Origin of the sequence: Salmonella sp. 2020_1395 (assembly GCF_043848115.1) — a bacterium.
Taxonomy (GTDB): Bacteria; Pseudomonadota; Gammaproteobacteria; order Enterobacterales; family Enterobacteriaceae; genus Salmonella; species Salmonella enterica.
The window spans coordinates 39,425-64,725 of sequence record NZ_JBCMFH010000004.1 but is presented as its reverse complement, the minus strand read 5'-3'; the positions used below and the strand labels follow the sequence as shown (position 1 = coordinate 64,725).

The window sequence follows — 25,301 nt, the reverse complement described above, 5'->3', positions numbered from 1 at the left end:
CTAACCGCGGCGCTTAATGCGCCGTTGTTGATCTCTCCGGGTAGTTGATAATAACGTTTTTGCACATATCTATAACGCAGGCTCGTTATTATTTTTTCTTCTCTTCAGGCTCAACAGGATGTCAATGAAGCGACTTAAAACTGAACTCAACGCGCTGGTCAATCGTGGGGTAGACAGGCATTTGCGTCTTGCCGTAACCGGGTTGAGCCGCAGCGGTAAAACAGCGTTTATCACGGCGATGGTTAACCAGTTGCTTAATGTCCACGCGGGCGCGCGCTTACCGTTGCTCAGCGCGGTACGTGAAGAACGCCTGCTTGGTGTAAAGCGTGTGCCTCAACGTGATTTTGGTATTCCCCGTTTTACCTACGACGAGGGGATACTTCAGCTTTATGGCAATCCTCCCGCCTGGCCCACACCGACGCGCGGCGTCAGTGAGATTCGGCTGGCGTTGCGCTATCGCTCAAACGACTCGCTGCTGCGCCATTTTAAAGATACCTCGACATTGTATCTGGAGATTGTGGACTATCCAGGGGAATGGTTACTCGATCTGCCCATGCTGGCTCAGGATTATTTAAGCTGGTCCCGTCAGATGAACGGCTTGTTGCAAGGGCAACGCGCTGAGTGGGCCGCAAAATGGCGGCAACTTTGCGACGGGCTCGATCCGCTGGCGCCCGCCGATGAAAACCGACTGGCGGAGATTGCCGCCGCCTGGACGGATTATTTGCATCAGTGTAAATCGCAGGGATTGCACTTTATTCAGCCTGGACGGTTTGTTTTGCCGGGCGATATGGCGGGTGCGCCAGCGTTGCAGTTTTTCCCGTGGCCGGATGTGGACGCCTTCGGCGAGTCAAAACTGGCGCAGGCGGATAAACAGACCAACGCTGGAATGCTGCGCGAACGCTTTAACTACTATTGCGAAAAAGTGGTCAAGGGGTTCTACAAAAATCATTTTCTACGCTTTGATCGCCAGATTGTGCTGGTCGACTGTCTGCAACCGCTTAATAGCGGGCCGCAGGCGTTTAATGATATGCGTCTCGCCTTAACGCAGTTGATGCAAAGTTTTCACTATGGCCAGCGGACTCTGTTTCGCCGCTTGTTTTCGCCGGTGATTGATAAATTGCTGTTCGCCGCGACGAAAGCCGACCATGTCACCCTCGACCAACATGCCAATATGGTGGCCTTGCTCCAGCAGCTTATTCAGGATGCCTGGCAAAATGCCGCGTTTGAAGGCATTAGTATGGATTGCCTGGGGCTGGCGTCGGTACAGGCGACCACCAGCGGCGTGATTGAGGTCAACGGCGAAAAAATCCCGGCTTTACGTGGAAACCGTTTGAGTGACGGCGCGCCGTTAACCGTGTACCCCGGCGAAGTGCCTTCGCGTTTGCCGGGGCAAGCATTTTGGGATAGTCAGGGTTTTCAGTTCGAAGCCTTTCGTCCGCAGGTGATGGATGTTGATAAACCGTTACCGCATATTCGTCTGGACGCTGCGCTGGAGTTTTTAATAGGAGATAAGCTGCGATGAGCGAACCGTTAAAACCGCGTATTGATTTTGCAGAACCGCTAAAGGAGGAACCTACGTCGGCCTTCAAAGCGCAGCAAACTTTCAGCGAAGCGGAGTCGCGTACATTTGCGCCTGCGGCTATCGATGAGCGCCCGGAAGACGAAGGCGTGGCAGAAGCGGCGGTCGATGCCGCGCTGCGCCCCAAACGCAGCCTGTGGCGTAAAATGGTGATGGGAGGGCTGGCGCTGTTTGGCGCGAGCGTGGTCGGGCAAGGCATACAGTGGACAATGAATGCCTGGCAAACTCAGGACTGGGTCGCTTTAGGCGGCTGTGCCGCAGGCGCGCTGATCGTTGGCGCTGGCGTGGGATCGGTGGTCACGGAGTGGCGGCGATTATGGCGCTTGCGCCAGCGAGCGCATGAACGCGATGAAGCGCGTGAACTGTTACATAGCCATAGCGTCGGGAAAGGTCGCGCATTTTGCGAAAAACTGGCGCAGCAGGCGGGGATTGATCAATCACATCCGGCATTACAACGTTGGTATGCCGCTATTCACGAAACGCAAAACGACAGGGAAATCGTCGGTTTGTATGCGCATCTGGTACAGCCGGTACTTGACGCGCAGGCGCGACGTGAGATTAGCCGTTTCGCCGCGGAATCGACTCTGATGATCGCCGTCAGCCCGTTAGCGTTGGTGGATATGGCGTTTATTGCCTGGCGTAATTTACGCCTGATTAACCGCATCGCAACGCTGTATGGCATTGAACTTGGTTATTACAGCCGCCTTCGTCTGTTCCGTCTGGTGTTGCTGAATATCGCGTTCGCGGGAGCCAGTGAGCTGGTGCGTGAAGTCGGTATGGACTGGATGTCTCAGGATCTGGCCGCACGCTTGTCCACGCGCGCGGCGCAGGGGATTGGCGCAGGCCTCCTTACCGCTCGACTGGGAATAAAAGCGATGGAGCTATGTCGACCATTGCCGTGGATCGATAACGATAAACCACGTCTCGGTGATTTTCGTCGTCAGCTTATCGGTCAGCTAAAAGAGACGCTGCAAAAGAGTAAGTCGTCGCCTGAGAAATGACCTTCCACAGGGCGCTGATTGCCTGGCTTTACGCCGCAGCGCCCGTTTTTCCGTCATGCTGTCAATATTTGTTGACAGAATCCTTCCTGCCAGCCGAATAGTGTCTTATCATCTATTTAATGGTTCATTATTCAGGTGAAGGTTCCCATGCGTCTGGAAGTCTTTTGTGAAGACCGACTTGGTCTGACCCGCGAATTACTTGATTTACTGGTGTTACGTAGCATTGATTTACGCGGAATCGAGATTGATCCCATTGGGCGAATTTATCTTAATTTTGCTGAGCTGGAATTCACCGACTTCAGCAGCCTGATGGCCGAAATCCGCCGTATTTCCGGCGTAACGGATGTCCGTACCGTTCCCTGGATGCCGTCCGAACGTGAACATCTGGCCCTGAGCGCGCTGCTTGAGGCGTTGCCGGAGCCGGTGCTCTCATTGGATATGAAGAGTAAAGTGGAGATGGCGAACCCGGCGAGTTGTCAGCTTTTTGCCCAGAGCCAGGAGCGAATGCGGCACCATACCGCCGCACAATTAATCAACGGCTTCAATTTTCAGCGCTGGCTGGACGGTAACCCGCAAAGCTCCCATAACGAACATGTCGTGATCAACGGGCAAAACTTCCTGATGGAGATTACGCCGGTACATTTACAAAACGAAAATGACGAATACGTGTTGACCGGGGCGGTCGTGATGTTGCGTTCCACGATTCGTATGGGGCAGCAGCTACAGAATTTGTCCACGCAGGATCTGAGCGCGTTTAGTCAGATTATTGCCGTGAGCGCAAAGATGAAGCACGTCGTTGAGCAGGCGCGCAAACTGGCGATGCTCAGCGCGCCGCTGCTGATTACCGGCGATACGGGAACCGGCAAAGATCTTTTCGCCTATGCCTGTCACCAGGCAAGCCCTCGTTCAGCGAAGCCATATCTGGCGCTCAACTGCGCTTCAATCCCGGAAGATGCGGTAGAAAGCGAACTATTTGGCCATGCGCCGGAAGGTAAAAAAGGCTTTTTTGAACAGGCGAATGGCGGCTCGGTGCTGCTGGATGAAATTGGCGAAATGTCGCCGCGTATGCAGGCGAAGCTGCTACGTTTTCTCAATGATGGTACGTTCCGTCGCGTCGGCGAAGATCACGAAATTCATGTTGATGTCCGCGTTATCTGCGCCACGCAGAAAAATCTGGTGGAGCTGGTGCAAAAAGGACTGTTCCGCGAAGATCTCTATTATCGACTTAACGTTCTGACGCTTAATTTGCCGCCGTTGCGCGATTGCCCGCAGGATATTATGCCGTTGACCGAACTGTTCGTGGCGCGTTTTGCCGACGAACAGGGCGTTCCGCGACCGAAACTGTCTGCCGATCTGAGTACGGTCCTCACTCGTTACGGCTGGCCGGGTAACGTTCGCCAGCTTAAAAATGCGATATACCGGGCGCTGACGCAACTGGAAGGGTATGAGCTGCGTCCGCAGGATATCCTGCTGCCTGACTACGATGCCGCGACGGTGGCAGTCGGCGAGGATGCGATGGAAGGTTCGCTGGATGACATTACCAGTCGTTTTGAACGTTCTGTCCTGACCCAGCTTTATCGTAGCTATCCGAGTACGCGTAAACTGGCGAAACGGTTGGGGGTATCGCACACCGCGATTGCCAATAAGCTGCGTGAATATGGTCTGAGCCAGAAGAAGGGTGAAGAGTAGAAAAAAAGAAGGCCTCCGGATAGAGGCCTTCTTGTGACAAAAGAGCACCGCCTGTAGCACTGACAAACGTAGCGCCAGCAGGCGCTGGCTTATGCCTTCAGGACATTAAGCGCGGCGTCGTAATCCGGCTCGTGGGTGATTTCATCCACCAACTGGCTGAAAATAACGTTGTCGTTTTCGTCAAGCACGATGACTGCGCGCGCCGCCAAACCTTTCAGCGGGCCGTCAACGATTTCGACGCCGTAGTTTTTCAGAAACTCGTTATTACGCAGAGTGGAAAGCGTAATAACGTTGCTCAGGCCTTCCGCGCCGCAAAAACGCGACTGTGCAAAAGGCAGGTCAGCAGAAACGCACAATACGACGGTATTCTCCACTTCTGTGGCCAGTTGATTAAACTTACGAACTGATGCGGCGCATACGCCAGTATCAATGCTTGGGAAAATATTCAGCACTTTGCGTTTGCCTGCATATTGGCTGAGGGAAACGTCAGACAAATCTTTTGCGACAAGAGTAAAAGCCTGTGCTTTGCTACCAGCCTGCGGAATAACGTTGGCAACGGTGACCGGGTTACCCTGGAAATGTACAGTCTGTGACATAATTATGTTCCTATTTACTTATAGTTAACGTCGAAATCCAGTTTAAGTCATTATTCATTAACACGGCAAATACTATTTGTAGCAAGCCGCGTCCGGCGCTATCAGAGGGGAAGAGATGAGATCTGTTAAGGTATATGAGGAAACCTGGCCGTTACATACGCCTTTTGTTATTGCGCGTGGTAGCCGAAGCGAAGCGCATGTTGTCGTTGTCGAACTGGAAGAAGAGGGCGTAAAAGGCATCGGGGAATGTACGCCATATCCACGTTATGGTGAAAGTGATGCCTCGGTCATGGCGCAAATCATGAGTATTGTGCCTCAGTTGGAAAACGGGCTGACTCGCGAAGCATTGCAGAAACTGTTGCCGGCAGGCGCGGCGCGCAACGCGGTGGATAGCGCCTTATGGGATTTGCAGGCCCGCCAGCGGCAGCAAAGCCTTGCCGGGCTGCTCGGCGTGACGCTGTCCCCGGTTTTTACTACCGCGCAAACGGTAGTGATAGGTACGCCGGAACAGATGGCTGCCAGTGCGGCGGCACTATGGGAAAAAGGGGCGACGTTGCTGAAAATTAAACTCGATGCTCGTCTGATTAGCGAACGTATGGTGGCGATCCGCTCGGCGGTGCCGGAGGCGACGCTCATTGTGGACGCCAATGAATCGTGGCGCCCAGAAGGGCTGGCGGCGCGTTGCCAGTTACTGGCGGATCTGAATGTCGCGATGCTGGAGCAACCGCTGCCCGCGCAGGATGACGCCGCCCTGGAAAATTTTATTCATCCGTTGCCCATCTGTGCAGATGAGAGCTGCCATACTCGCAGTAGTCTGAAAGCCCTGACGGGGCGCTACGATATGATCAACATTAAGCTGGATAAAACCGGCGGTCTGACTGAGGCGCTGGCGCTGGCAACGGAGGCGCGGGAGCAAGGATTCGGCCTGATGCTGGGCTGTATGCTCTGTACATCAAGAGCGATTAGCGCCGCGCTGCCGCTTATGCCGCAGGTGAGCTTCGCCGATCTTGATGGCCCAACATGGCTGGCGGTTGATGTTGAGCCCGCGCTACGCTTTACGACGGGTCAACTCCATCTTTAGGATGCCAGCGGAGCAGATTCGACATCGCCAGCAAGTATTTTTCGCTGGCTTCATCGGCGGAAACAGGGGGAAACTCGGCGGTAATGCAGTGCAGGTTGAGGTCGGCGCACCAGCTGCCAAACGAACCGGGCGTTTCGTAACCTACGCTGGTCACCAGCGGCAACGCAAACGCATCGGCCAGCCACTCGCCTAGCTCGCTGCGACGTGGATCTTCAATGCAGGCCAGGGGATCGTGAAAAGAGACGACCCAGGCGGGTTGGAGTCGATGAATTAACTGGCAAAGCGCCTGGGTTTCCGGTTCTGAGCCGGGATGGTCGCCGGTTAGCAGCACGACATCACGCTCTTGCGCGCGGCTATTCCAGCGATAAACTGTCTCACCCGCTTTCCAGTTGGCGGCGGGAAAGTTACGGTTTAGATCAATGCCATTCGCATTTGCCCTTAACCCCAGTTGACAGCCATCAGGATTAACGGCAAGTACGACATGATGACGGCGAAGGGTTGGATTTAAGGTGCGTAACGCACAGGAGAGCGTCACCACGGATGAGGTTTCATCTCCGTGGGTGCCAGCCAGTATCAGGCCGCTTTCGCGATTGGCGGCAGGCGCCGGAAACCAGATTAGCGGCGCGCCTAGTAGCGAACGTCCATAATGTTCAGTGCCTGGCGGAAATGCGCCGCGCTCGGCACGGGGGCGGGTGACAGTCATACGCGTTTCCCGAAGCTGAGACCAGTAGGGTAATCATCGTAGTGTTGTGTAAAACCCGCCGATTATCAAATGGTTTCTATTTACCCTCTTGTATGGCGCGATATCAACTTTCTGGCGGAAGATAATTGCATTTCTTTCTGCTGAAACAAATAATTACGTTGTCATTTAACTCATCTTTGAGGAACTTCTATGAGGCATTCTGTTTCAGTAACCTGTTGTGCGCTGTTGGTTAGCAGCTTTTCCCTGGCATATGCTGCGGATGTTCCCGGCGGAACGGTACTGGCAGAAAAACAAGAACTGGTGCGTCATATCAAAGATGAGCCCGCTTCGTTAGATCCAGCGAAAGCCGTTGGGCTGCCTGAAATTCAGGTGATCCGCGATCTGTTTGAAGGGCTGGTTAACCAGAACGAAAAGGGTGAAATTATCCCTGGCGTCGCCAGCCAGTGGAAGAGCAATGATAATCGTATCTGGACGTTTACGTTGCGGGATAATGCGCAATGGGCCGATGGAACGCCGGTGACCGCCCAGGATTTTGTCTATAGCTGGCAACGTCTCGTTGATCCCAAAACGCTTTCCCCCTTCGCCTGGTTTGCCGCTCTGGCTGGCATCACTAATGCGCAAGCCATTATCGACGGTAAAGTTACGCCGGATCAGCTTGGCGTCAGTGCCGTGGACGCGCACACTTTGCGTATTCAGCTTGACAAGCCGTTGCCCTGGTTTGCCAGTCTGACCGCCAGTTTTGCCTTTTATCCGGTCCAAAAAGCGAATGTCGAAAGCGGCAAAGACTGGATGAAGCCGGGAAAACTGATCGGCAATGGCGCGTATGTGCTTAAAGAGCGCGTGGTAAATGAAAAACTGGTGGTCGTGCCTAATACGCATTACTGGGATAACGCGAAAACGGTACTGCAAAAAGTGACATTTTTACCCATTAACCAGGAGTCGGCTGCGACGAAACGTTATCTTGCCGGTGATATTGATATCACCGAATCTTTCCCTAAAAATATGTACCAGAAATTATTGAAGGATATTCCAGGGCAAGTTTATACGCCGCCGCAATTAGGGACTTATTATTATGCGTTTAATACGCAGAAAGGGCCGACGGCGGATTCCCGCGTTCGTCTGGCGCTAAGTATGACCATTGATCGCCGTTTGATGGCGGAAAAAGTCTTAGGTACCGGTGAAAAACCGGCCTGGCATTTTACACCGGATGTCACGGCAGGATTTAAGCCCGATCCTTCACCGTTTGAACAAATGAGCCAGGAAGAACTTAACGCCCAGGCGAAAACATTGCTGCGTGCAGCAGGCTACGGATCGCAGAAGCCGCTTAAATTAACTCTGCTTTACAATACCTCAGAAAACCATCAGAAAATCGCGATTGCGGTGGCGTCAATGTGGAAGAAAAATCTGGGGGTGGATGTGAAATTGCAAAACCAGGAGTGGAAAACGTATATCGACAGCCGGAATACCGGTAATTTTGATGTTATTCGCGCCTCCTGGGTGGGTGATTACAACGAACCGTCGACTTTCTTATCCTTATTAACGTCCACGCATACGGGGAATATTTCACGCTTTACTAATCCGACTTATGACAAAATCCTGACGCAAGCGACGATGGAAAATACCGCCGAAGCGCGTAACGCGGATTACAATGCAGCGGAGAAAATTTTAACGGAACAAGCGCCTATAGCGCCTATTTATCAGTATACCAATGGCCGGTTAATTAAACCGTGGGTAAAGGGATATCCCATTACTAACCCGGAAGATGTGGCCTATAGCCGTACGATGTATATTGTGAAGCACTGATGCGTACTGGTTTCTTGTTAACTCAAGGTAACCACGCCCGCCGCCTGATGCTGGCAGAAGGCATGGGGATTAAGCGAGCGCCTGATGCCGCCGTTCTCATTGCTGTGTTTTCAGCCAGGCGGCAATATCCTGTGTCGGCAGATGATGTTGTGCATTCCAGGTGTCACTCATCGGCCACCACATACCGTCACCACGCGCGAAGGCGACGCGATAGCGCAGCATTGGGTCATGCGGATGTAAACGGAGTTGCTCCTGTAAGTCAGGTAGCGTCAATACACCTCGGGTAAAGTTTTGCTGCGTCACGCGTTCGACCGTTTCCGCCAGTTTTGCATAAGAGGTCGTTTCCCCCGCAACAAAGACGACTTCGTTAGTGATACGCGGCTGATGCAGATAAATTTCAGTGGTCAGGCGACCAATATCCGCAGGCGACGTGACGGTGACCTGCCTTTCCCATCCGCCGAGGGCATTGATGGTTTTTTTGGCTAAGTTGACCACACCAAAGGCCGGTTCGAAGAGAAAAGAGGTAAATATACCTGTTGAAACAATCACCCACTCCGTGACGTTTTGCTCGCGCAAAAGCGTCCTGACGTCATATTGTTCGTCCCACACCGGCTGGCCGCTGCCTTTGCCGACCACATCGTAATTTACGCCAAACTGCCAGGGGAAATAGCGCTTAACGCCCGCCTCCAGTACCGCGCGGGTGATTTTTATCTGGGTACCCGCACCGGCGACAAACCCCATACAATTGATGATCGTATCAAAACCGTGGAATTGATCTTTTAACGCTGCAACCGAACTGTCTGCGATGTCGACCGGGATAAACCGCGCACCGGCATCCGCCAGTTGTTGATGAATGCTGGAACGTCGTTTGCTCTGTTTATCCCTGGATCGCCCTGACACAATAACGCAAACGGAACCATTACGCTGTGTGACCGCCGGAACCAACGACGCCAGCACTGACGCCCCCAGTTGTCCCGCGCCCAGCACCAATACTTTTTCACCCACCTGATTATTGGATTGTTTCATTTGCACCTCTCTGTGTTGATTCACCTGTAGATAGAGATTACGTCAGGGATCTGCGTTCGATAAGACGCCGAAGACGGGTTAGACTGTTCTGATAAATGGGATAATTGGCGGGGGGAAAATGGACAAGCTGGAAGCGATGCAGGTCTATGTTTGCGTAGTGGATACCCATAGTTTTATCAGAGCCGCCGAAGTGCTGGGCGTGCCGCGCTCAACGGTATCGCGGGTGGTTAAAGAACTGGAATCCTGGCTTAAGATTCAGCTTTTGCAACGTACAACCCGCAAACTTAGCGTGACCGCAGAGGGGCGGCGTTACTACGAAGAGTGCAAAAGAGTGCTGGCAGATATCGCGGCCATGGAGTCGTCATTTCCCGGCCGGGCGGCACAACCCAAAGGGCGTTTTAAAGTGGGGATGCCGCAATCTCTCGCCCGACATTGCATTATTCCCACGCTCCCGGCCTTTTTGCGCCAGTATCCGGAGCTGGAGCTGATACTTTGTTCCAGCGATAGCGTGGAGGATATTATCCTGCAAGGGTATGACTGCGTGATTCGGGCCGGCAGGATCGATGATTCCACCACGCTGGTTGCCCGTCCGCTCGCCAGTTTTAACTGGGTGATAGCAGCATCGCCCACTTACATTGAGCGTTACGGTAGCCCTGAAAATTTAGATGATCTGCAAAAACACCATGCGGTCGGCTACCTGAACCACCGCACCGGGCGTACCACCGACTGGTTTTTTACGCGTGAGGGGGAGGATTACGCGATGCGGGTGCAGGAGACGCTGGTTGTCGATGATACGGACGCTTATATTCAGGCCGGAATACAGGGGCTGGGGTTAATTCGCGTCGCCAGCTATCTGGTTGCGCCGTATCTGCACAGCGGGGCGCTGGTGACCTGCATGGACAACCATTCTTACGATTTGCCGCTTGCGCTGGTCTATCCGCAAAACAGGTTTCTGCCGCCTGCGGTACGCGCTTTTTATGACTGGTGCAAAACGGCGCTGAGCCAGCCGGAGCCTCTTTGCTAAAAAATATTATTCCGGATATCGCATTGCCTGTTCAGAAAACTTTTTCACAGACGGTCAAAATGACGGTACTGGTTTTGACACATAAGAAAAGTCATTATCAAACAGGGTGCTACACGGAGAGGATATAGCAAGCACTGAACGTTTGGATGCAATAAAAAATCTGTACAACTGTTATTAATGAATTTTTTGTATAAATATAATCGGATTTAACAATACTCATTGTACCTGTATTTTGCTCTTATCATGGCGTCTTTACGACGAAAGGGTGCTTTAGCGTGGAATATTCAATATTAAGTAACAACCTTAAAATGCCTATGGTGGGTTTTGGCGTTTTTAAGGTAACCGACAAAGAAGAATGTCAGCAGTCAGTGTTAAGCGCTATTCGCAGCGGTTATCGTCTTATCGATACCGCTGCGGTATACGGCAATGAAGATGCCGTTGGTGACGCTGTTCGTGAAGCCATCGCGACAGGCCTGTGTACCCGTGAGGAGTTATTTATTACTTCTAAACTGTGGGTGCAAGATATGGCTAACTACGATCTGGCCAAAGCAGGTATTGAAGCGTCGCTGAAAAAATCCGGGTTAGATTATTTTGATCTCTATTTATTGCATCAGGCAATGGGCGATTATTTTAGTGCGTGGCGCGCGCTGGAAGACGCTTATGAAGCCGGTAAACTAAAAGCCATTGGCGTGTCCAACTTCTATGCGCATGTGTTAGCCAACTTCTGTGAAACCGTCAGAATTACGCCAATGGTAAACCAGGTCGAATTGCATCCATACTTTGCACAACCCGCCGCGCTGGAAACCATGAAGCATTATAACGTTCAGCCTGAAGCGTGGGCGCCGTTAGGCGGCGGGAGACATAAACCGTATGAAAATGAAATGCTTCAAAGGATTGCCGATGCCCATCAAAAAACCATCGCGCAGGTTGTCCTGCGTTGGAACGTGCAGCGTGGCGTCACGGTTATTCCTAAATCCACTCGACAGGAACGTATTGAAGAGAACTTTGCCATCTGGGATTTCTCACTAACGGATAACGAAATGGCTCAAATCAACGCCCTTGATTTAGGCTACGTTGGCGAAGCGGTGAAGCATTTTAACCCTGAATTTGTTCGCGGTTGTCTTGGCGTTAAAATCCACGATTGATCCCGGCGCTTGCGGATGTTTTCTCGCATGAACAGCTTCTAACATGGTTGCCGGAGCGTAGACGGCAACCGTGTGATATTCGCCTGGCCGTCAGGCGCCGAAGGCACCATCGATGGTGTGCATCGCGCCGGTGACGAAAGAGGCTTCCGGACCGGCAAGCCATGCCACCATTCCAGCCACTTCTTCAGGTCTTCCGTGTCGTTTGATCGCCATGAAACTGTGCATCAGCTCTTTCATGGGGCCATCTTCCGGATTGATGTCGGTATCAATGGGACCTGGCTGCACCACATTTATCGTAATCCCGCGGGGGCCAAAATCACGGGCCAGGCCGCGCGCCAGCCCTTGCAGGGCTGATTTACTGGCGGCGTACGCGGCCATTCCCGGTACGGGCATCCGATCGCCATTCACGGAACCGATAATAATAATGCGTCCACCTTCCGGCATATTGCGGGCTGCTTCGACTGACGCATGGTAAGGCGCATGGATATTAATACGGAACAAACGATCTATCGCATCGCTATCTTGTTCCAGCGCATCGCCGAAGAGAGCCACGCCCGCATTGACGACCAGAATATCCAGCGGTCCGTACTCACGCACGAGGCTGATGACGGCATCCCGATCGGCGCTATCCGTCTGGATGGCGATGCTTCCGGTTTCCGCTGCCAGTTTTTCGGCGGCTTCACGCGATCCGGCGTAGCTGAAAACGACCGATGCGCCGTCAGCGCTAAAGCGTCGTACAATAGCCGCGCCGATACCACGACTTCCCCCTAAAACCAGTACAGATTTGTTGCGAAATAGCGTCATCAGGATGTCCTTTATGATATTGTAGTAGCCACTACAATATGCGTAATGAAATCATGCCGTCAAGGAGTTATGTAGTGATGACTACAAAACATAGCCGAACGCCGGGTCGCCCTCGCCAGTTCGATCCGGAGCAAGCCATTGAAACCGCTCAACACTTATTTCATTCGCGCGGCTACGACGCGGTGAGCGTAGCGGATCTGACAAAAGCGTTCGGGATCAATCCTCCCAGTTTCTATGCGGCGTTTGGCAGCAAGCTGGGGCTGTATACTCGCGTATTAAAGCGTTACAGGATGACCGACGCGATTCCGCTCGGGGCGCTTCTGCGTCACGATCACCCGACCGCGAAGTGCCTTATCGATGTGCTGATGGAAGCGGCAAGACGTTACGCTGCCGATCCTGATGCCACTGGGTGTCTGGTTCTGGAGGGCGCACATTGTAACGATAAACCGGCACGAGAGGCCGCCTGCGAGTTTTACATCGCTGCTGAAAACCTGATTCGCACTTATGTCGCCATGCGGTATCCGCAAGAGGCTGACCGGACGACGGACTTTATGGGGACGCTAATGGCGGGGCTTTCCGCCAAGGCGCGAGCGGGGTATGGCCTGGAGCGTCTTCAGGAGAGCGTGCTTCTGGCTGGGGATGTGCTGGAGCGATTACTGCCGGATTAACGCAGCGCATCAAAAAACCTGAGCCAGTCAGATACGGACAAACAGGGAGCAATAGCCCTAATCATCCATCTTGCCGTTGCGGTATTCGGTAAAGTACATCAAAAATAGAGGTGCCAGGGAAACGAGAAATGCAAAAATGTAGTCTTATTACGGTACTTAGCTTATCAGTGTTGATGCTAGCCGGATGTACAACGACCTATACCATGACGACCCGGACGGGAGAGATTATTGAAACGCAGGGTAAGCCGGAGGTTGACACCGCAACCGGAATGACGAAATACGCTGATGTTTATGGTTATCATCGCGTTATTAAAACCAGTGAAATAGTGCAGACGACAGAAGGCGCATCGAAGCTGGACTGGTAATGCGCTAAAGCAGTTGGGAGGCCGTGTCCAGTATGGGTACCGGACTGTTTCTGGGCCTGAATTGAATAGAGCGCCTGTATAGCCGAATTCCGGGTCTCGGCTTGATTTGTGTTGTCAGTTATTTGGTTGTTCCCTGTATAGTGAAGATAAACAGTACTCATGGCTAACGGTCTGTTTTGGATTGCTAACTATCCCGGATTCTGCGCGTTTTATTTAGTCACAACCATGGTTAAGAATATTTTGGGTCAGACTTACACGCCGGGTATTAAGATAATCCGTCGCATAGAGAGCTTGATCGGCATCATTCGGTTCAAGAAGAAACGGCGTGACTTTAGGTATGAGATCAGCAAACAGGTTATATTGATCCACAGAGGCAAAATGCTGGGTAGCGCTGGCCCAGGGCATTCGCATCAGCTCTGCGTAAGAAGGGGATAGTTGAACAGGCAAATCAAATTCTTTCAGATTAGCAAGCATCTCCTTACTCATATAAAATGTGACCCTGTTTCGCGAAAAGGTGTTAAGCACTGCCTTCAGTCGTTTAACTTTTGCTTCTTTACTCATGCTATTATCAAAAAAACGTGGTGAAAGCATAATAGCAATCGATGCATTTGGTGAAATAACATTATGTAGTGGTTTCAGGGCTACAACAATCTGATCGTTTGTGAAGATACGCTGCGTACCAGAAGAGGTAGTATAGTTTCCACCCAGCCAGATCACATAATCCGTTGTTTTGAGGGGAAGCGCTTTTTCCGGTATATTACCCCTGTCAGGTGCCACTGTTTCAATTGCTAGTGAGTCTTGTCCCCAGACATTATTTACTTTAGAACTCAAAAAATTATATTCTGAAATGTTCCTTAGTTTTAGTAGAGTTATCTGTGAGCGGGTAAAAAAGAGATTGAATCTCACTTTGTTCTGCAATTGCCGAAGTAATCTGAGCGTGTTCTGATCGATCAGATGACTATACAGACCAACCGTTTTTCCGGAAAGTATTGCTGAGGCATTGTTCGCAAGAAGCACCTCTTTTATAGCTCCTTGCCCAATAATCAGTACGCAACTGTATTTTTCTGGTCTGATTTTATCTATGGGGATATCGGTAAGATTGACCAGGTCAGGAGTGCCATGCCGCCAATTATCATGAATGACTGTGGCTCCGGAGGCGTCTCCTCCGGCTCCCCTGGTGATAATAAGAGGAGGGTGGGTACTGGCATGTGCGATATACGAAAAACAAGCTACCATTGCTAGCGCTGTGTTTCTGATGGTTGTATACATATCGTCTGCCCTGATTTCGAAAATATGAATAATGTCTCCTCTTATAATGTACATCAAAAAGAGAGCATTTTAATTAAACGTTATCTCAACGAGATAAAAGGTTAGCACAGTAAAGTATAGAGAGAATGTAATCATACCAACATTGTAAATGTGGGAGCATGAAGGCCCCGCAAGCCGCCCGGCCAGCATACTCCTATTAATAGTTAAAGTATGGACTTTGCTTTTACCGTAAACTGTAGCCAATATTACCTGATCACTACACCGTACAGTACTGTCAGAAATCTGTCTCCGGTGTCGCGTGCACGCAATTTATTTTTTTCAATCCTTTCAAAACGTTAACTATATTAATAGTCACTTATTTTACCAGAATCAATACTGAGAGTTTTATTACCGTTCTGAAAAGAGAAGACTTTTCAGATGAAATGCGTGGATGGTACGAAGTCATTACAGTACAGGGATGTAATAATAAAGATCGACAATGGATTCATTATTCTGTTGCTTTTGGACGGATGCCAAATGGAAGTATTCAATATCTTCTCCTTCTCTCCTGATAAGATTCAGTTTTGGCAATATACACATATATATTGTATTGGAAAATTGTTGATATTGTTCCTTATGACCAACGAAATGGAATTTTGCATATTTACCACATTTTATTACCCTCGACATGGGGATTTTGCCTCCATTGACGGAATTATGTTCCATACCAAAAAAACTGCTTACGGCGATGACTTGGTCTTTGGTATTATCCGGCTTAAAAGACGAGAGACAATACACATTTTCGCCCCACGTTCTGAGCGTCTCATGAATGATTTTCCATTTTATAGGCGACGCTTTTTTAGGAAGGTCATTTGTTGCGATCTGATGAGATGTTTGAAATCCGAAAATTTCTTTTGACGTAAGCTGACAAATTTCGAACTGATAATGCTCATCACAGTCAAGCCAGTAAGGAGGCCGTAGGTTTCTGAGATCCCAGAAATCAGCCTTGCGATAGTTATTGGGATTGACGCCAAATGTTTTTTTGAACTCTCGACTATAGGACTGCACCGAATCAAACCCCATTCTGAACGCGATATCTGTGACCGACTGAGAGGTCAGCTTTAGCAGAGTGGCGCTTCTGCTCAACTTGCGTTGTCTGATATATTTTCCGATAGAGACGCCACACTTTTCTTTAAAAAAATCCTGCAAACTCCTTCGCGAATAACCTGTTATAACAACCAGCTTTTCAATATCAATCCTCTCTTCAAGATTTTTTTCTATTTGCTCTAATACTGAGATTATTATGGCTTTTTTCATCATCATTCCTCTTTATTGAAGCCGAAAATATAAACATTTAAGGTGTTTGACATACTGTGTAATTAAACTGGTGGGTGGTTGTTAGCTTTTCTGGCAAAACAAGAAAGATTTAAATTGCTTGACGTTTCTGAATAAACTTTACACTTGAAGATCGGCTTTTGCCAGTAAAGCTAAGTAATTGGCATGGCGAAGGGCATAATTTCACAGGCGGTTAAAATGATTGAATAACCCTGAATTTTTAGCCCGTGAGATTATAAATCTCGTAATTATTTCTAATGATTTAATAAAAGGGAATTGTTTTGTACTTCAAAAGATCTTTATTAGCGTTAGCGATTTGTGCATCCGTGGTCTCAGTAGAGGCGGTGGCGAATACCAGAGCCAATGATATGGCTTCTTCTGCTACACCTGCTTCTGTTGGTCACCGTCCTGTGGTAACCAAGGATACAAAAAAAATAGAAGTGTCTGGGGAACTGACGACCGGTTCAACCCTCCAGATAGCGGATGTTTTTATTGAGGATGAGGATGGAGATCCCTTATCGCTGGATAAAATGAATAATGCCGACGATATTAAATGGTACCTGGTGGATAATGAGGCTGCCGATCCTTCTGGAACTCCGGAGGCAACCGGGACGGCTTTTACCATTCCTGCTGATGCAGGCGGTAAAAAAATTAAAATCGTTTACCGGATTAAGACGGCAACGGGGACGCCGGATAGTGCATTCTTGCCTGCCACTGTCTTATTAACTTCTGCATCTTCTGGGGTGGGCGGCGACTCCGCCGCAGACGGTACGATTTCTAATAAGCTACGTTCTGTCACTATCAAAGTCGTGAACGAAAACAACAAGCCAACTCCAGAACTCAACGGTACCAATGACGCCAACACTCCAGTGGTAGGCGGCACCCTTGAAGCGGTACTGGAATGTGCCGCCACAGCGGCGGCTGAGTGTGAGGTCAGTAATTATAACTTTACCTGGCAGATGGCGGATGCCGGGACACCAGATAAGTTCACCGATCTGAATAATACCAACGCTGAAAAGCATAAATATATTATTAAGGGAACTGAGCAGAATAAACTGTTCCGTGTCCACGTTACGCCTAAAACGACGAAAGCCACGCCGGAGAATAAACGCGCTATCCGTCGCTGATGGTTATCGCTAAATAAACATCTTATTTAAATACTCCCCCTGCCAGGCAGGTGGGTATAGCAGGAGGCAATAAAGTGGTTTTTTCTAAAAAACCTATTACTAAATATATAACCTGGGCCATTGTTAGCAGTCAGCTTTCACTCCCGGTTATCGCTGATAGCGATAATGAAATTCAGTCGTGGATTGCGGGGACGGCATCGTCTATTTCTCCGCATCTGCAGGAGGGGACACTGGAAGATTATGCCAAAGGAAAAATAAAGGCGTTACCAGGGCAAGCCGCTAATCATCTGGTGAACGAGGGGATAAAGAGCGCTTTTCCGGAGATTATTTTCCGTGGTGGCGTCAATCTTGAAGATGGCGCGAAATATCGCTCATCAGAGTTCGATATGTTTATTCCCGTCCAGGAAACAACATCGTCTTTACTCTTTGGTCAGCTTGGCTTTCGCGACCACGACAACAGCAGTTTCGATGGCCGCACCTATGTTAACGTTGGTATGGGTTACCGCCAGGAGGTCAATGGATGGCTGCTCGGCGTCAATACGTTTCTGGATGCCGACATCCGTTATTCCCACTTGCGTGGCGGCATTGGCGGGGAAGTCTATAAAGACAGTCTGGCCTTTTCCGGCAACTATTATTTCCCTCTCACCGGCTGGAAAATGTCAGCAGCGCATGAATTACATGATGAGCGTCCGGCATATGGCTTTGATCTGCGAACAAAAGGCACGCTCCCCGATTTTCCCTGGTTCAGTGGAGAGCTGACATATGAACAGTATTACGGGGATAAAGTTGATCTATTGGGTAACGGTACATTAAGCCGGAATCCCCGCGCCGCAGGTGCGGCTCTGGTCTGGAATCCTGTCCCCTTGCTTGAGGTCAGAGCAGGATATCGGGACGCCGGTAACGGCGGATCGCAGGCAGAGGGCGGTCTGAGAGTCAACTATTCCTTCGGTACGCCGTTACATGAACAGCTTGATTACCGCAACGTTGGGGCGCCGTCGAATACGACTAACCGGCATGCCTTTGTCGATCGTAATTACGATATCGTCATGGCGTATCGGGAGCAGGCCAGTAAAATCCGCATTACGGCAATGCCGGTTTCAGGCCTGTCCGGGACGCTGGTGACATTAATGGCGGCGGTAGATAGCCGTTACCCGATTGAGAAAGTTGAGTGGTCGGGTGATGCGGAACTTCTCGCCGGACTCCAGCTTCAGGGGAGTCTGGGCAGCGGCCTTATCCTTCCACAACTTCCGCTGACGGCGACCGACGGTCAGGAGTATAGCCTTTATTTAACGGTGACTGACAGTCGGGGTACTCGCGTGACCTCCGAGCGTATCCCGGTAAGGGTGACACAGGATGAGACCAGTTTCCGTTCATGGATAAATGTTATCAATGACGATGTTCAGGTTGAGGACGGCAACTTTGTTATCAGTACGCCGCTTCCTGCCGGAGAAGAGGGGGAGGTTATTGAGTGGCACTACGTGCGCGAGCGTTCTGAAGAGGAGTGGGCATCGCTCAAACCACGTCATATTAAGTATCAATCAGATACGCCGGGTCTGGCATTTAAAGCGCTCGGTGGTAGAGAGCGTGACGGCCATTGGGTTGAACGGGTTCTGGTGACCCATATCGGCGATGATGCCCGCTCGCTCAAATTACATATTGAAGCAAGCGGACCAGACGATAAACATCCGGTGAAGGGTACCGTACTACTACAAGCGCAGTCAGACAGTATTGCGCAGAAGGTCACTTCTGTGGAGGTGCTTTTTACGCCGGGTACTGAAGAAGCCAACGGAAGCGTTACTGCGCCAGTCGTCGGAACAGAAATGCGAGCCAGAACGCTTTGTGTAAATAACACGGACTGTACTGATGCGTTTAATTATCAGTGGGAAATCTCGGATGAAATGAAATCCTGGCAATCCGTACCGGGGGCGACAAAGGCCACCTGGCTTCTTCCTTATAGTCTTAATGGGGAATCGCTTCAGAATAAATATATCCGCGTCAGAATTATTTCTGATAAAGAAAATGCCAAGAGTTCTACCGCAGCATCTGATGCGAATTAATGTTTTAAAAAGGATCAACAGTGTGTATGTCGAAACATAATCTTATTATCTATAGCCTGCTTCTGGCGGCTGCGCCGATAAGCGTCTTGGCGGATTCGCCAACAACGTCCGCGGCAACCGTCGGGATGTTTTCTCCTCCTACGGCGCCGAGCGTTGGGCACAGGCCTGGAACACCTCGTGATACCTACGAATTGCAGTTTAATGGACTTGGCTTTTCTATTGAAAAGTATACACCTTTTCCGGGAATGACTATTGCGAGGAATGCCAGAAATGTAGGCATCAGAGATCCGGATAATAACTATCAGTCTGCGGAAACTTTTACTACAGTATGTACGTATTATCAGATCAATAAAGATAACTCTCAGCATATACTTAAACGTGAAAAGCCATGTGAGCATAAATTTAATATCCAAAAGGAACATCGGGGTTCAAAGATTAAACTAGAAATTTATAATGAAACGGATATGGCTTCAGCGTCAGGGTACACGCCTGTGCCATCGGTATCTGAGTTCCAGTATATTGAAACAGAAACTATATCTAATATGCCAAGCCCAGATTTAACAGTTATGAGTATAGATAAGTCTGTATTATCGCCGGGTGAAAGTGCCACCATCACAACTATTGTTAAGGATATCGACGGGAATCCTGTAAATGAAGTTCACATTAATAAGACTGTAGCGCGTGAAAATTTAAAAGGCTTATGGGATTATGGCCCTCTTAAGAAAGAAAATGTTCCAGGTAAATATACACAAGTTATAACCTATCGTGGGCATAGTAATGAACGTATTGACATATCTTTTCAATATGCAATGAGTTTCACGAAAGAAATTTCCATCAGAGGAAGACTATAAAACTATATTAATTATTATGTCTAATATAATTCTTTTTATCACCATCATCTTATTATGGATGTTCACCTGGTTTTTTAGCGGATTGCTAAATAATTATTATGGCTAAAATAATACAAACGTTAAAAGGAGAAGTTTTTATGACACCAGCAACAACACAAGATTATATCTCATTGGGTCAGGAACACGCTGTCACCTTTGGCAAAACGCAACTGACCCTCAAACCCGGTATACTGGCTGAAGGCGAACCATTACCCTGCACAAAGGGGCTGGTGAGCCATAATTTATTACCGGGTTACTGTATCCCGGGGATAAAAAAGCGGATTATTGTCGTCCCGTCACTGGATACGCCGGTTTGTGAATGGCAGGTAAAAGACTATAGTGACCGCCTTAAATCAGCGGGTAGCCACTCAAACCGGGCGGTATATGTGCTGAGTATGGATACGCCATTTGCTCAGGCCCGTTTTATTCGGGAACATGATATTCATCCCGGCATAACCTTTGTTTCTGACTACGCTTGCCGCCAGTTTTTGGATAATTCCGGGCTGAAAATTAATGAGCTCAGTATTTTTGCCAGAGCGTTGATAGAGTGCGATGAAAATAATGTGGTTACGCGTGTTATTGTACCACGAGATATCACTCATCTTCCTGTTTACTAATCACTTATATCAGCACCGTCCCTGCACAGAGAACCGAATAACCGGCAATGCAGGGGCGCAGGCATCCTCCTGTGTGCCCCACATTTAATACATATACTATTGCATCACGCATTAGGAACTGAAAATGATGCCAGCGGATGGGGCAGGTTAACGTTATGGCACCCCTGAATTTCTGCAATAATCGTCTGGTAACCGGAAAGCCACTTATGACTTTGTGATTTGGCCTGCTGGTGCTGTAAATTATTTATCAATAGCTCCATTGATTCGCGGGTCTGCCAGTAATAATTATTAACCATTCTTCCGCTGGCGGCATCGGTATAGCTTTCCATCCCAATATAGCCATCAATAGACTGCGTATAGCGCTCAATCCAGCCATCCAGTTGATAAAACTCTTCGTCGTACTCTTTTTTTTCGAAAATAAAACTTGTCAGAAACAGCGACATGGTATTTCTCCTGTTACGCAATATCAATCAAACACCTATCAACGTGGATTCAAAACGTAAACCTGGCATCATTTTTTCAAGGCCGTCAGTCAGCATGTTTCCTGCCGCGTACAATTCATCAACCGGCATTTCCGGCAAGCTTTCAAGGATAAACCACATCGTTTTATCTGAAGCGCTTAGTCGGGTACGTACTCCCTGACGCCAGTTCCAGCGCCGACAGGTGACGCCTCTGTCATCGCGCCAGATAACTTCGCCCGGTTCTGGCGACTCGGTGGCGGGTTGTCCTTCTTTCAGGGTATCAAATGTTTCACTACCGTCTGCGAAAACCAGCCGCGGCGATCCACAATAAGCCGCGCTATTTTCGCCGCCTACCGGTACGGCATAGCGCAGGCTCACCGCGTTATAAAGATCAACGACCGGGTCCAGCGACGCCATTGTTCCATCCTTCAACACGCGTTTTCGTAGCGCTTCAGCCGAGCAGGGGGTGCGCTTTGGTTTTGCGCCGAATGCTTTAAACACTGCATTCCAGGCGTCTATATGCGCCTGTGCCCACGCCGGTTGGCCGTTAATTACGGCCTGACAGGCCTCTTTTAGCGCGATTTCTCCGACCTGCGCATCGCGAATCGGAGCGGCAATAACATTAATACTTAATGCACGAAAGCCGGGAGCGATACGGGCCAGTTCCGGGCTGATTGACGGTAACATAGAAGACATCGCATAATCCTGTAATGACTATTTTCTTCTATGATATCGACCAATGACCAAAAAAGTCAACTTATCGACCACGGCGGGCGCCGACGTCAGCACAATAAATGCAGCTGTTTCCCAACGTATCAAACAATTTCGTAGCCAAAAAAAGATATCGCTGGATGAGCTTGCGCGGCGTTCCGGCGTCAGTAAAGGAATGCTGGTGGAAATTGAAGGCTGTAAAGCCAATCCAAGCATTGCGCTGTTATGTAAGATCGCGGCGGCAATGGGAGTGTCCGTGGCGGATGTTGTCAACGTCGCCAGCGAGCCGATGGTCCATCTTATCGACCGGGATGCTATTCCGGTGTTGTGGCGCGGCGAGAAAGGCGGCAGCGCAAAACTGATGGCGGGAACCAGCGGGCCGGATATGCTGGAACTCTGGCAATGGATAATGCATCCTGGTGAACAGTTTGAATCGGCAGGGCATCCGGCAGACACCTGTGAATTACTGTTTGTTAATCAGGGAACACTGACATTAACAGTCAATGGTAGACGCTTTATTATTCGGGAGGGCTGCTCCGCTGTAGCCAGAACCGACATGCCTCATGCCTACGTTAACGACACTAATGAGGTGCTTGAATTTACCATGACGGTGAATGAAAAGAGCCGTTGATCACCGTAAGGCGCTAACAACCCGTCATCCGGACAGGGAAGCCTCGGTGCCCGATAAGCGTTATCGGGCACCGGCTATCTTTTATTTTGTCGCAGGCGCGGCCTCCGGGTCATCGATATAGAGCGTCTGGCTTGGGAAGGCGAAGTCAGCGCCGTTTTCCTGGATAATCGCAATAATTTTCAGGTAAACATCCTGCTGTACGGCAAGCCATTCCTGCCATACTGTTGTTTTGGTAAAGCAATACACCATAATATTCAGCGAAGAGTCGGCGAATTCATTAAAATAGACCAACAGCGTCTGTTTCTGATCGATATCTCTGTGCGCCTGCAGCATGTTTCTGATAGCGTCAACAATGAGGCCAATTTTGTCGGCATCTTCGTAACGTAATCCAATAACCGTTTTTATTCGACGGTTGGTCATCCGTCCCGGATTCTCAACGCTAATGGATGAAAAGACGGAATTAGGCACGTACAACGGGCGGTGGTCGAATGTGTTAATTCGCGTAATTCGCCAGCCGATTTCGGCGACCGTACCTTCGATATTTCTGTCAGGAGAACGAATCCAGTCTCCGATACTGAAGGGGCGATCGAAATAGAGCATAATACCGGAGAAAAAATTGCTCAGGACATCTTTGCCCGCCATACCAACAGCGATACCGCCGATACCGCCAAAGGTCAGCAGACCGGACAGACTCATGCCAAAATGTTCGCCATACAGTAAGACAATCGCGACAATAATGGTTATTTTTATGACCCGTGCCAGAATACGGGTACTGGTGACATCTCTACCTTTATTGACCTGTGCTTTTTCAAATTGGTTAATAATCAGGAAAAGTTTTATCGTCAGAATAAGCGCAATGAGCGAGGTGCAGATAAAATCAATGACCCCGGAAGAGATAAAACGCAAATTATAATCTTCAATAGCATTATTCAGGATGCTCCCGATGGTTCCAATAATAATCGCGTAAATAAAAAACTGTGCCGCATGGAACGTGAATCCTTTCTTCCACTGTACGTTACGGCTGAGCCAAAATCTCACGACCAGCAACGCCATACCGCAACTGAAAAGTATCGCCAGATTAAATGCGTTTTTGAGAAAAAATTCAGTGAACATTATTGTTTTCCGCTCCTTCCTACGATAACAGCTCAGAATGACCTGATTAACAGGTATTTTACCCAGGATAAACGCGTAGATCATCGATAAGTAAAAAGAAGAAATAGTGCTATCAGCTTTAATCTCAGCGGTTTACTTTTTATGTAAATACATTGTCACGTTTTATAGAGCAGACATCGCGTGATTGTCATGGTATTGTTGCCATCAGGTAACAAAGTCATCTGTAAAGGACAATACTATGATCATGATGAAGCTGAAATCGGCGAAGGGGAAAAAATTTCTGTTATGCCTGCTGGCAGTGTTTATCGTTGCGGCATCGGTGGTAACGCGCGCGACTATCGGCGGTGTGATTGAGCAGTATCATATTCCACTGTCCGAGTGGACAAGCTCTATGTATGCCATTCAGTCGGCAATGATTTTCGTTTACAGTCTGGTGTTCACTATTCTGCTGGCGATTCCTTTGGGGATCTATTTCCTCGGCGGAGATGAGTAACAGGAATGAGGTATTGGCCGGATGGCAGCGCCATCCGGCAGGACGGAAGAGGGATTAATCGTCCTCGTCGTCCAGTTCCACCGGTGTTTGATATTCATCAGGCTTAATGACTAACAGGTCGCAGCGCAGATGGTCAATGACCTGTTCGGCCGTGTTCCCCAGAAACGCGGCCGAGAGTCCGGTACGCCCAACGGTGCCAAGCACAACGATCCCCGCCTGGAGATGTTCGGCAAGATCCGGGATAACTTCTTCCGGCAAGCCTTTTTCTACATGCGTAACTTTTTCATCGATGCTGAATTTCTGGCGCAGCGCTTTCATCGCCAGTAAATGCTGGCCTCTGATGGCGTCGTTATACACGCTGGGATCAAATTCCGGCAGCTCAATGGCGATATTGATTGGCGTAACGGGGTAGGCGCCGACCAGGTGCACTTCGGTATGATTAACCTGCTCCGCCAATTGTAAGGTCTCTTTTACCAGCTTTTCGTTGAGAGCATTGTGATAGGGCTCTTCGCTTGCCAGGTTCACGGCGACCAGGGCTTTGCCGCCTTCTGGCCACGGCTGATCTTTGACCATCCACACGGGGCTTGGGCATTTACGCAGCAAATGCCAGTCGGTAGGGGTAAAAATGACCGCTTCCAGTCGATCGTGCTGATGCGCCATTTTCAACACCAGATCGTGACTGCCGGCGATAACCTCCTGGATGATGGCCTCAAAGGGACGATTGTGCCAGACCACTTTAATTTCAATGGGGACACCGGCTTCAAGATAATATTTCGCCTGCTCACGTATCCAGGCTGTGCGTTGACTTATTACGCCCTGACGCATTGCGGTGCGTTCGTCAGGAGAAAGCAGGGTGGTCATCTCATACGAGAAATCGTAAATAGGCAGGAAAGCTTTAATTTTGCCGCCAATCCGTTGATGCAAATAAACTGCTCGCCGTAATGCGGGTTGGTCGTCCTGATTGGGATCGATGACCACCAGCATATTTTGATACATAGCCATACAGGGTCTCCTTACAACTGTCATCGCAGTTTGTAACTAAAGAGTAACTCAAATATGGTGAATGAAACAGAGGAAGCGCTTCTGCCAGATCAATAAATGAGAAAAATTTAACGATATGGCAGAAGATAACAT

General features: G+C 49.5%; 25 protein-coding genes. 15 read left to right on the top strand and 10 right to left on the bottom strand.

What is annotated here, in order from left to right; translation table 11 throughout:
* Nucleotides 1-124 precede the first annotated feature (124 nt).
* From ACH0WD_RS07585 to tyrR, 3 genes are all read left to right on the top strand, one after another.
* The gene (locus ACH0WD_RS07585; RefSeq protein ID WP_000825860.1) at nt 125-1,522 is read left to right on the top strand and encodes a YcjX family protein; all 1,398 of its coding nucleotides are present in this window, start codon (nt 125-127) and stop codon (nt 1,520-1,522) included.
* Entirely contained in the window at nt 1,519-2,580 is a 1,062-nt protein-coding gene (locus ACH0WD_RS07580) for a YcjF family protein (RefSeq protein ID WP_001294461.1), read from the top strand. The genes ACH0WD_RS07585 and ACH0WD_RS07580 overlap by 4 nt, the downstream gene beginning before the upstream one ends.
* 147 nt (nt 2,581-2,727) lie before the next feature.
* Complete coding sequence (gene tyrR / locus ACH0WD_RS07575; RefSeq protein WP_001235493.1) at nt 2,728-4,269, top strand: transcriptional regulator TyrR; 1,542 nt, start codon at nt 2,728-2,730, stop codon at nt 4,267-4,269.
* 89 nt (nt 4,270-4,358) lie between these two features.
* Here tyrR and tpx read toward each other — a convergent pair whose 3' ends face one another.
* Nucleotides 4,359-4,865 carry a thiol peroxidase gene (tpx, locus tag ACH0WD_RS07570; RefSeq protein WP_000084401.1) on the bottom strand — a complete coding sequence of 169 codons (507 nt, stop codon included), beginning with the start codon at nt 4,863-4,865 and terminating at the stop codon, nt 4,359-4,361.
* 115 nt (nt 4,866-4,980) lie between these two features.
* On the opposite strand from tpx, the gene ycjG reads away from it, so the two are divergent.
* Nucleotides 4,981-5,946 (top strand): L-Ala-D/L-Glu epimerase, encoded by a 966-nt coding sequence (gene ycjG / locus ACH0WD_RS07565; RefSeq protein ID WP_001258076.1) that lies wholly within the window; start codon nt 4,981-4,983, stop codon nt 5,944-5,946.
* On the opposite strand, the gene mpaA is transcribed toward ycjG, so the two are convergent.
* On the bottom strand, nt 5,921-6,649 hold the full coding sequence (gene mpaA, locus ACH0WD_RS07560; protein WP_000219108.1) for a murein tripeptide amidase MpaA: 729 nt from the start codon (nt 6,647-6,649) through the stop codon (nt 5,921-5,923). The two genes, ycjG and mpaA, sit on opposite strands and share 26 nt — an antisense overlap.
* Before the next feature lie 189 nt (nt 6,650-6,838).
* On the opposite strand from mpaA, the gene ACH0WD_RS07555 reads away from it, so the two are divergent.
* Nucleotides 6,839-8,452 (top strand): ABC transporter substrate-binding protein, encoded by a 1,614-nt coding sequence (locus ACH0WD_RS07555; protein WP_001216561.1) that lies wholly within the window; start codon nt 6,839-6,841, stop codon nt 8,450-8,452.
* 96 nt (nt 8,453-8,548) lie between these two features.
* Here the strand turns inward: ACH0WD_RS07555 and ACH0WD_RS07550 are convergent, their stop codons facing one another.
* Nucleotides 8,549-9,478: an aromatic alcohol reductase gene (locus tag ACH0WD_RS07550; protein WP_000814346.1), complete on the bottom strand. Its 930-nt coding sequence runs from the start codon at nt 9,476-9,478 to the stop codon at nt 8,549-8,551.
* 118 nt (nt 9,479-9,596) lie between these two features.
* On the opposite strand from ACH0WD_RS07550, the gene ACH0WD_RS07545 reads away from it, so the two are divergent.
* On the top strand, nt 9,597-10,502 hold the full coding sequence (locus tag ACH0WD_RS07545) for a LysR family transcriptional regulator (RefSeq protein WP_000359204.1): 906 nt from the start codon (nt 9,597-9,599) through the stop codon (nt 10,500-10,502).
* A 275-nt stretch (nt 10,503-10,777) separates the two neighbouring features.
* On the top strand, nt 10,778-11,647 hold the full coding sequence (locus ACH0WD_RS07540; protein WP_000456771.1) for an aldo/keto reductase: 870 nt from the start codon (nt 10,778-10,780) through the stop codon (nt 11,645-11,647).
* 90 nt (nt 11,648-11,737) lie between these two features.
* Here ACH0WD_RS07540 and bdcA read toward each other — a convergent pair whose 3' ends face one another.
* Complete coding sequence (gene bdcA, locus ACH0WD_RS07535; protein ID WP_000171957.1) at nt 11,738-12,451, bottom strand: SDR family oxidoreductase; 714 nt, start codon at nt 12,449-12,451, stop codon at nt 11,738-11,740.
* Between the two features lie 77 nt (nt 12,452-12,528).
* Here bdcA and ACH0WD_RS07530 point away from each other — a divergent pair, with 77 nt between their 5' ends.
* Complete coding sequence (locus ACH0WD_RS07530) at nt 12,529-13,119, top strand: TetR/AcrR family transcriptional regulator (RefSeq protein WP_000208470.1); 591 nt, start codon at nt 12,529-12,531, stop codon at nt 13,117-13,119.
* A gap of 128 nt (nt 13,120-13,247) precedes the next feature.
* Nucleotides 13,248-13,484 (top strand): YgdI/YgdR family lipoprotein, encoded by a 237-nt coding sequence (locus ACH0WD_RS07525; protein WP_001168017.1) that lies wholly within the window; start codon nt 13,248-13,250, stop codon nt 13,482-13,484.
* Between the two features lie 213 nt (nt 13,485-13,697).
* Here ACH0WD_RS07525 and ACH0WD_RS07520 read toward each other — a convergent pair whose 3' ends face one another.
* Nucleotides 13,698-14,807 (bottom strand): hypothetical protein, encoded by a 1,110-nt coding sequence (locus ACH0WD_RS07520; protein WP_000275496.1) that lies wholly within the window; start codon nt 14,805-14,807, stop codon nt 13,698-13,700.
* Between the two features lie 390 nt (nt 14,808-15,197).
* Nucleotides 15,198-16,055, bottom strand: coding sequence for a GyrI-like domain-containing protein (locus tag ACH0WD_RS07515; protein ID WP_077905754.1), 858 nt, complete (start codon nt 16,053-16,055; stop codon nt 15,198-15,200).
* 293 nt (nt 16,056-16,348) lie between these two features.
* Between ACH0WD_RS07515 and zirU the strand changes: the two genes are divergently transcribed.
* The 4 genes from zirU (at nt 16,349) to ACH0WD_RS07495 (ending at nt 20,758) form a co-directional block, all read left to right on the top strand.
* The gene (zirU, locus tag ACH0WD_RS07510) at nt 16,349-17,194 is read left to right on the top strand and encodes a two-partner-like secretion system exoprotein ZirU (protein WP_000273688.1); all 846 of its coding nucleotides are present in this window, start codon (nt 16,349-16,351) and stop codon (nt 17,192-17,194) included.
* Between the two features lie 74 nt (nt 17,195-17,268).
* Nucleotides 17,269-19,251: a two-partner secretion translocator ZirT gene (zirT, locus tag ACH0WD_RS07505; protein WP_000232026.1), complete on the top strand. Its 1,983-nt coding sequence runs from the start codon at nt 17,269-17,271 to the stop codon at nt 19,249-19,251.
* A gap of 20 nt (nt 19,252-19,271) precedes the next feature.
* On the top strand, nt 19,272-20,102 hold the full coding sequence (gene zirS, locus ACH0WD_RS07500; RefSeq protein ID WP_023785376.1) for a two-partner-like secretion system exoprotein ZirS: 831 nt from the start codon (nt 19,272-19,274) through the stop codon (nt 20,100-20,102).
* A 98-nt stretch (nt 20,103-20,200) separates the two neighbouring features.
* Entirely contained in the window at nt 20,201-20,758 is a 558-nt protein-coding gene (locus ACH0WD_RS07495) for a redoxin family protein (protein ID WP_001062621.1), read from the top strand.
* A 104-nt stretch (nt 20,759-20,862) separates the two neighbouring features.
* Here the strand turns inward: ACH0WD_RS07495 and ACH0WD_RS07490 are convergent, their stop codons facing one another.
* Entirely contained in the window at nt 20,863-21,201 is a 339-nt protein-coding gene (locus ACH0WD_RS07490; protein ID WP_000051811.1) for an antibiotic biosynthesis monooxygenase, read from the bottom strand.
* Nucleotides 21,202-21,228: 27 nt separating this feature from the next.
* Nucleotides 21,229-21,915, bottom strand: coding sequence for a B3/4 domain-containing protein (locus tag ACH0WD_RS07485; RefSeq protein ID WP_000097251.1), 687 nt, complete (start codon nt 21,913-21,915; stop codon nt 21,229-21,231).
* A 43-nt stretch (nt 21,916-21,958) separates the two neighbouring features.
* On the opposite strand from ACH0WD_RS07485, the gene ACH0WD_RS07480 reads away from it, so the two are divergent.
* Nucleotides 21,959-22,561, top strand: a complete 603-nt coding sequence (locus ACH0WD_RS07480; protein WP_000163362.1) for a helix-turn-helix domain-containing protein — start codon at nt 21,959-21,961, stop codon at nt 22,559-22,561.
* Between the two features lie 81 nt (nt 22,562-22,642).
* On the opposite strand, the gene ACH0WD_RS07475 is transcribed toward ACH0WD_RS07480, so the two are convergent.
* Entirely contained in the window at nt 22,643-23,674 is a 1,032-nt protein-coding gene (locus ACH0WD_RS07475) for a mechanosensitive ion channel family protein (RefSeq protein ID WP_000493664.1), read from the bottom strand.
* A 238-nt stretch (nt 23,675-23,912) separates the two neighbouring features.
* Between ACH0WD_RS07475 and ACH0WD_RS07470 the strand changes: the two genes are divergently transcribed.
* Nucleotides 23,913-24,167 carry a DUF2534 family protein gene (locus ACH0WD_RS07470; RefSeq protein ID WP_000605645.1) on the top strand — a complete coding sequence of 85 codons (255 nt, stop codon included), beginning with the start codon at nt 23,913-23,915 and terminating at the stop codon, nt 24,165-24,167.
* A gap of 54 nt (nt 24,168-24,221) precedes the next feature.
* On the opposite strand, the gene uspE is transcribed toward ACH0WD_RS07470, so the two are convergent.
* Nucleotides 24,222-25,169: a universal stress protein UspE gene (gene uspE, locus ACH0WD_RS07465; protein WP_001262138.1), complete on the bottom strand. Its 948-nt coding sequence runs from the start codon at nt 25,167-25,169 to the stop codon at nt 24,222-24,224.
* Between the last annotated feature and the right edge of the window lie 132 nt (nt 25,170-25,301).

Excerpts from the sequence above, each read along its gene's own strand:
- ACH0WD_RS07550 (WP_000814346.1), bottom strand. The coding sequence starts at position 9,478 with ATGAAACAATCCAATAATCAGGTGGGTGAAAAAGTATTGGTGCTGGGC.
- ACH0WD_RS07495 (WP_001062621.1), top strand. The coding sequence starts at position 20,201 with ATGGCTAAAATAATACAAACGTTAAAAGGAGAAGTTTTTATGACACCA.
- ACH0WD_RS07530 (WP_000208470.1), top strand. The coding sequence starts at position 12,529 with ATGACTACAAAACATAGCCGAACGCCGGGTCGCCCTCGCCAGTTCGAT.
- tyrR (WP_001235493.1), top strand. The coding sequence starts at position 2,728 with ATGCGTCTGGAAGTCTTTTGTGAAGACCGACTTGGTCTGACCCGCGAA.
- ACH0WD_RS07580 (WP_001294461.1), top strand. The coding sequence starts at position 1,519 with ATGAGCGAACCGTTAAAACCGCGTATTGATTTTGCAGAACCGCTAAAG.
- bdcA (WP_000171957.1), bottom strand. The coding sequence starts at position 12,451 with ATGACGCTATTTCGCAACAAATCTGTACTGGTTTTAGGGGGAAGTCGT.
- mpaA (WP_000219108.1), bottom strand. The coding sequence starts at position 6,649 with ATGACTGTCACCCGCCCCCGTGCCGAGCGCGGCGCATTTCCGCCAGGC.
- ACH0WD_RS07470 (WP_000605645.1), top strand. The coding sequence starts at position 23,913 with ATGATCATGATGAAGCTGAAATCGGCGAAGGGGAAAAAATTTCTGTTA.
- ACH0WD_RS07545 (WP_000359204.1), top strand. The coding sequence starts at position 9,597 with ATGGACAAGCTGGAAGCGATGCAGGTCTATGTTTGCGTAGTGGATACC.
- ycjG (WP_001258076.1), top strand. The coding sequence starts at position 4,981 with ATGAGATCTGTTAAGGTATATGAGGAAACCTGGCCGTTACATACGCCT.
- ACH0WD_RS07490 (WP_000051811.1), bottom strand. The coding sequence starts at position 21,201 with ATGTCGCTGTTTCTGACAAGTTTTATTTTCGAAAAAAAAGAGTACGAC.
- uspE (WP_001262138.1), bottom strand. The coding sequence starts at position 25,169 with ATGGCTATGTATCAAAATATGCTGGTGGTCATCGATCCCAATCAGGAC.
- ACH0WD_RS07475 (WP_000493664.1), bottom strand. The coding sequence starts at position 23,674 with ATGTTCACTGAATTTTTTCTCAAAAACGCATTTAATCTGGCGATACTT.
- tpx (WP_000084401.1), bottom strand. The coding sequence starts at position 4,865 with ATGTCACAGACTGTACATTTCCAGGGTAACCCGGTCACCGTTGCCAAC.
- ACH0WD_RS07520 (WP_000275496.1), bottom strand. The coding sequence starts at position 14,807 with ATGTACATTATAAGAGGAGACATTATTCATATTTTCGAAATCAGGGCA.
- ACH0WD_RS07515 (WP_077905754.1), bottom strand. The coding sequence starts at position 16,055 with ATGATGATGAAAAAAGCCATAATAATCTCAGTATTAGAGCAAATAGAA.
- ACH0WD_RS07480 (WP_000163362.1), top strand. The coding sequence starts at position 21,959 with ATGACCAAAAAAGTCAACTTATCGACCACGGCGGGCGCCGACGTCAGC.
- ACH0WD_RS07585 (WP_000825860.1), top strand. The coding sequence starts at position 125 with ATGAAGCGACTTAAAACTGAACTCAACGCGCTGGTCAATCGTGGGGTA.
- ACH0WD_RS07555 (WP_001216561.1), top strand. The coding sequence starts at position 6,839 with ATGAGGCATTCTGTTTCAGTAACCTGTTGTGCGCTGTTGGTTAGCAGC.
- ACH0WD_RS07485 (WP_000097251.1), bottom strand. The coding sequence starts at position 21,915 with ATGTCTTCTATGTTACCGTCAATCAGCCCGGAACTGGCCCGTATCGCT.
- ACH0WD_RS07525 (WP_001168017.1), top strand. The coding sequence starts at position 13,248 with ATGCAAAAATGTAGTCTTATTACGGTACTTAGCTTATCAGTGTTGATG.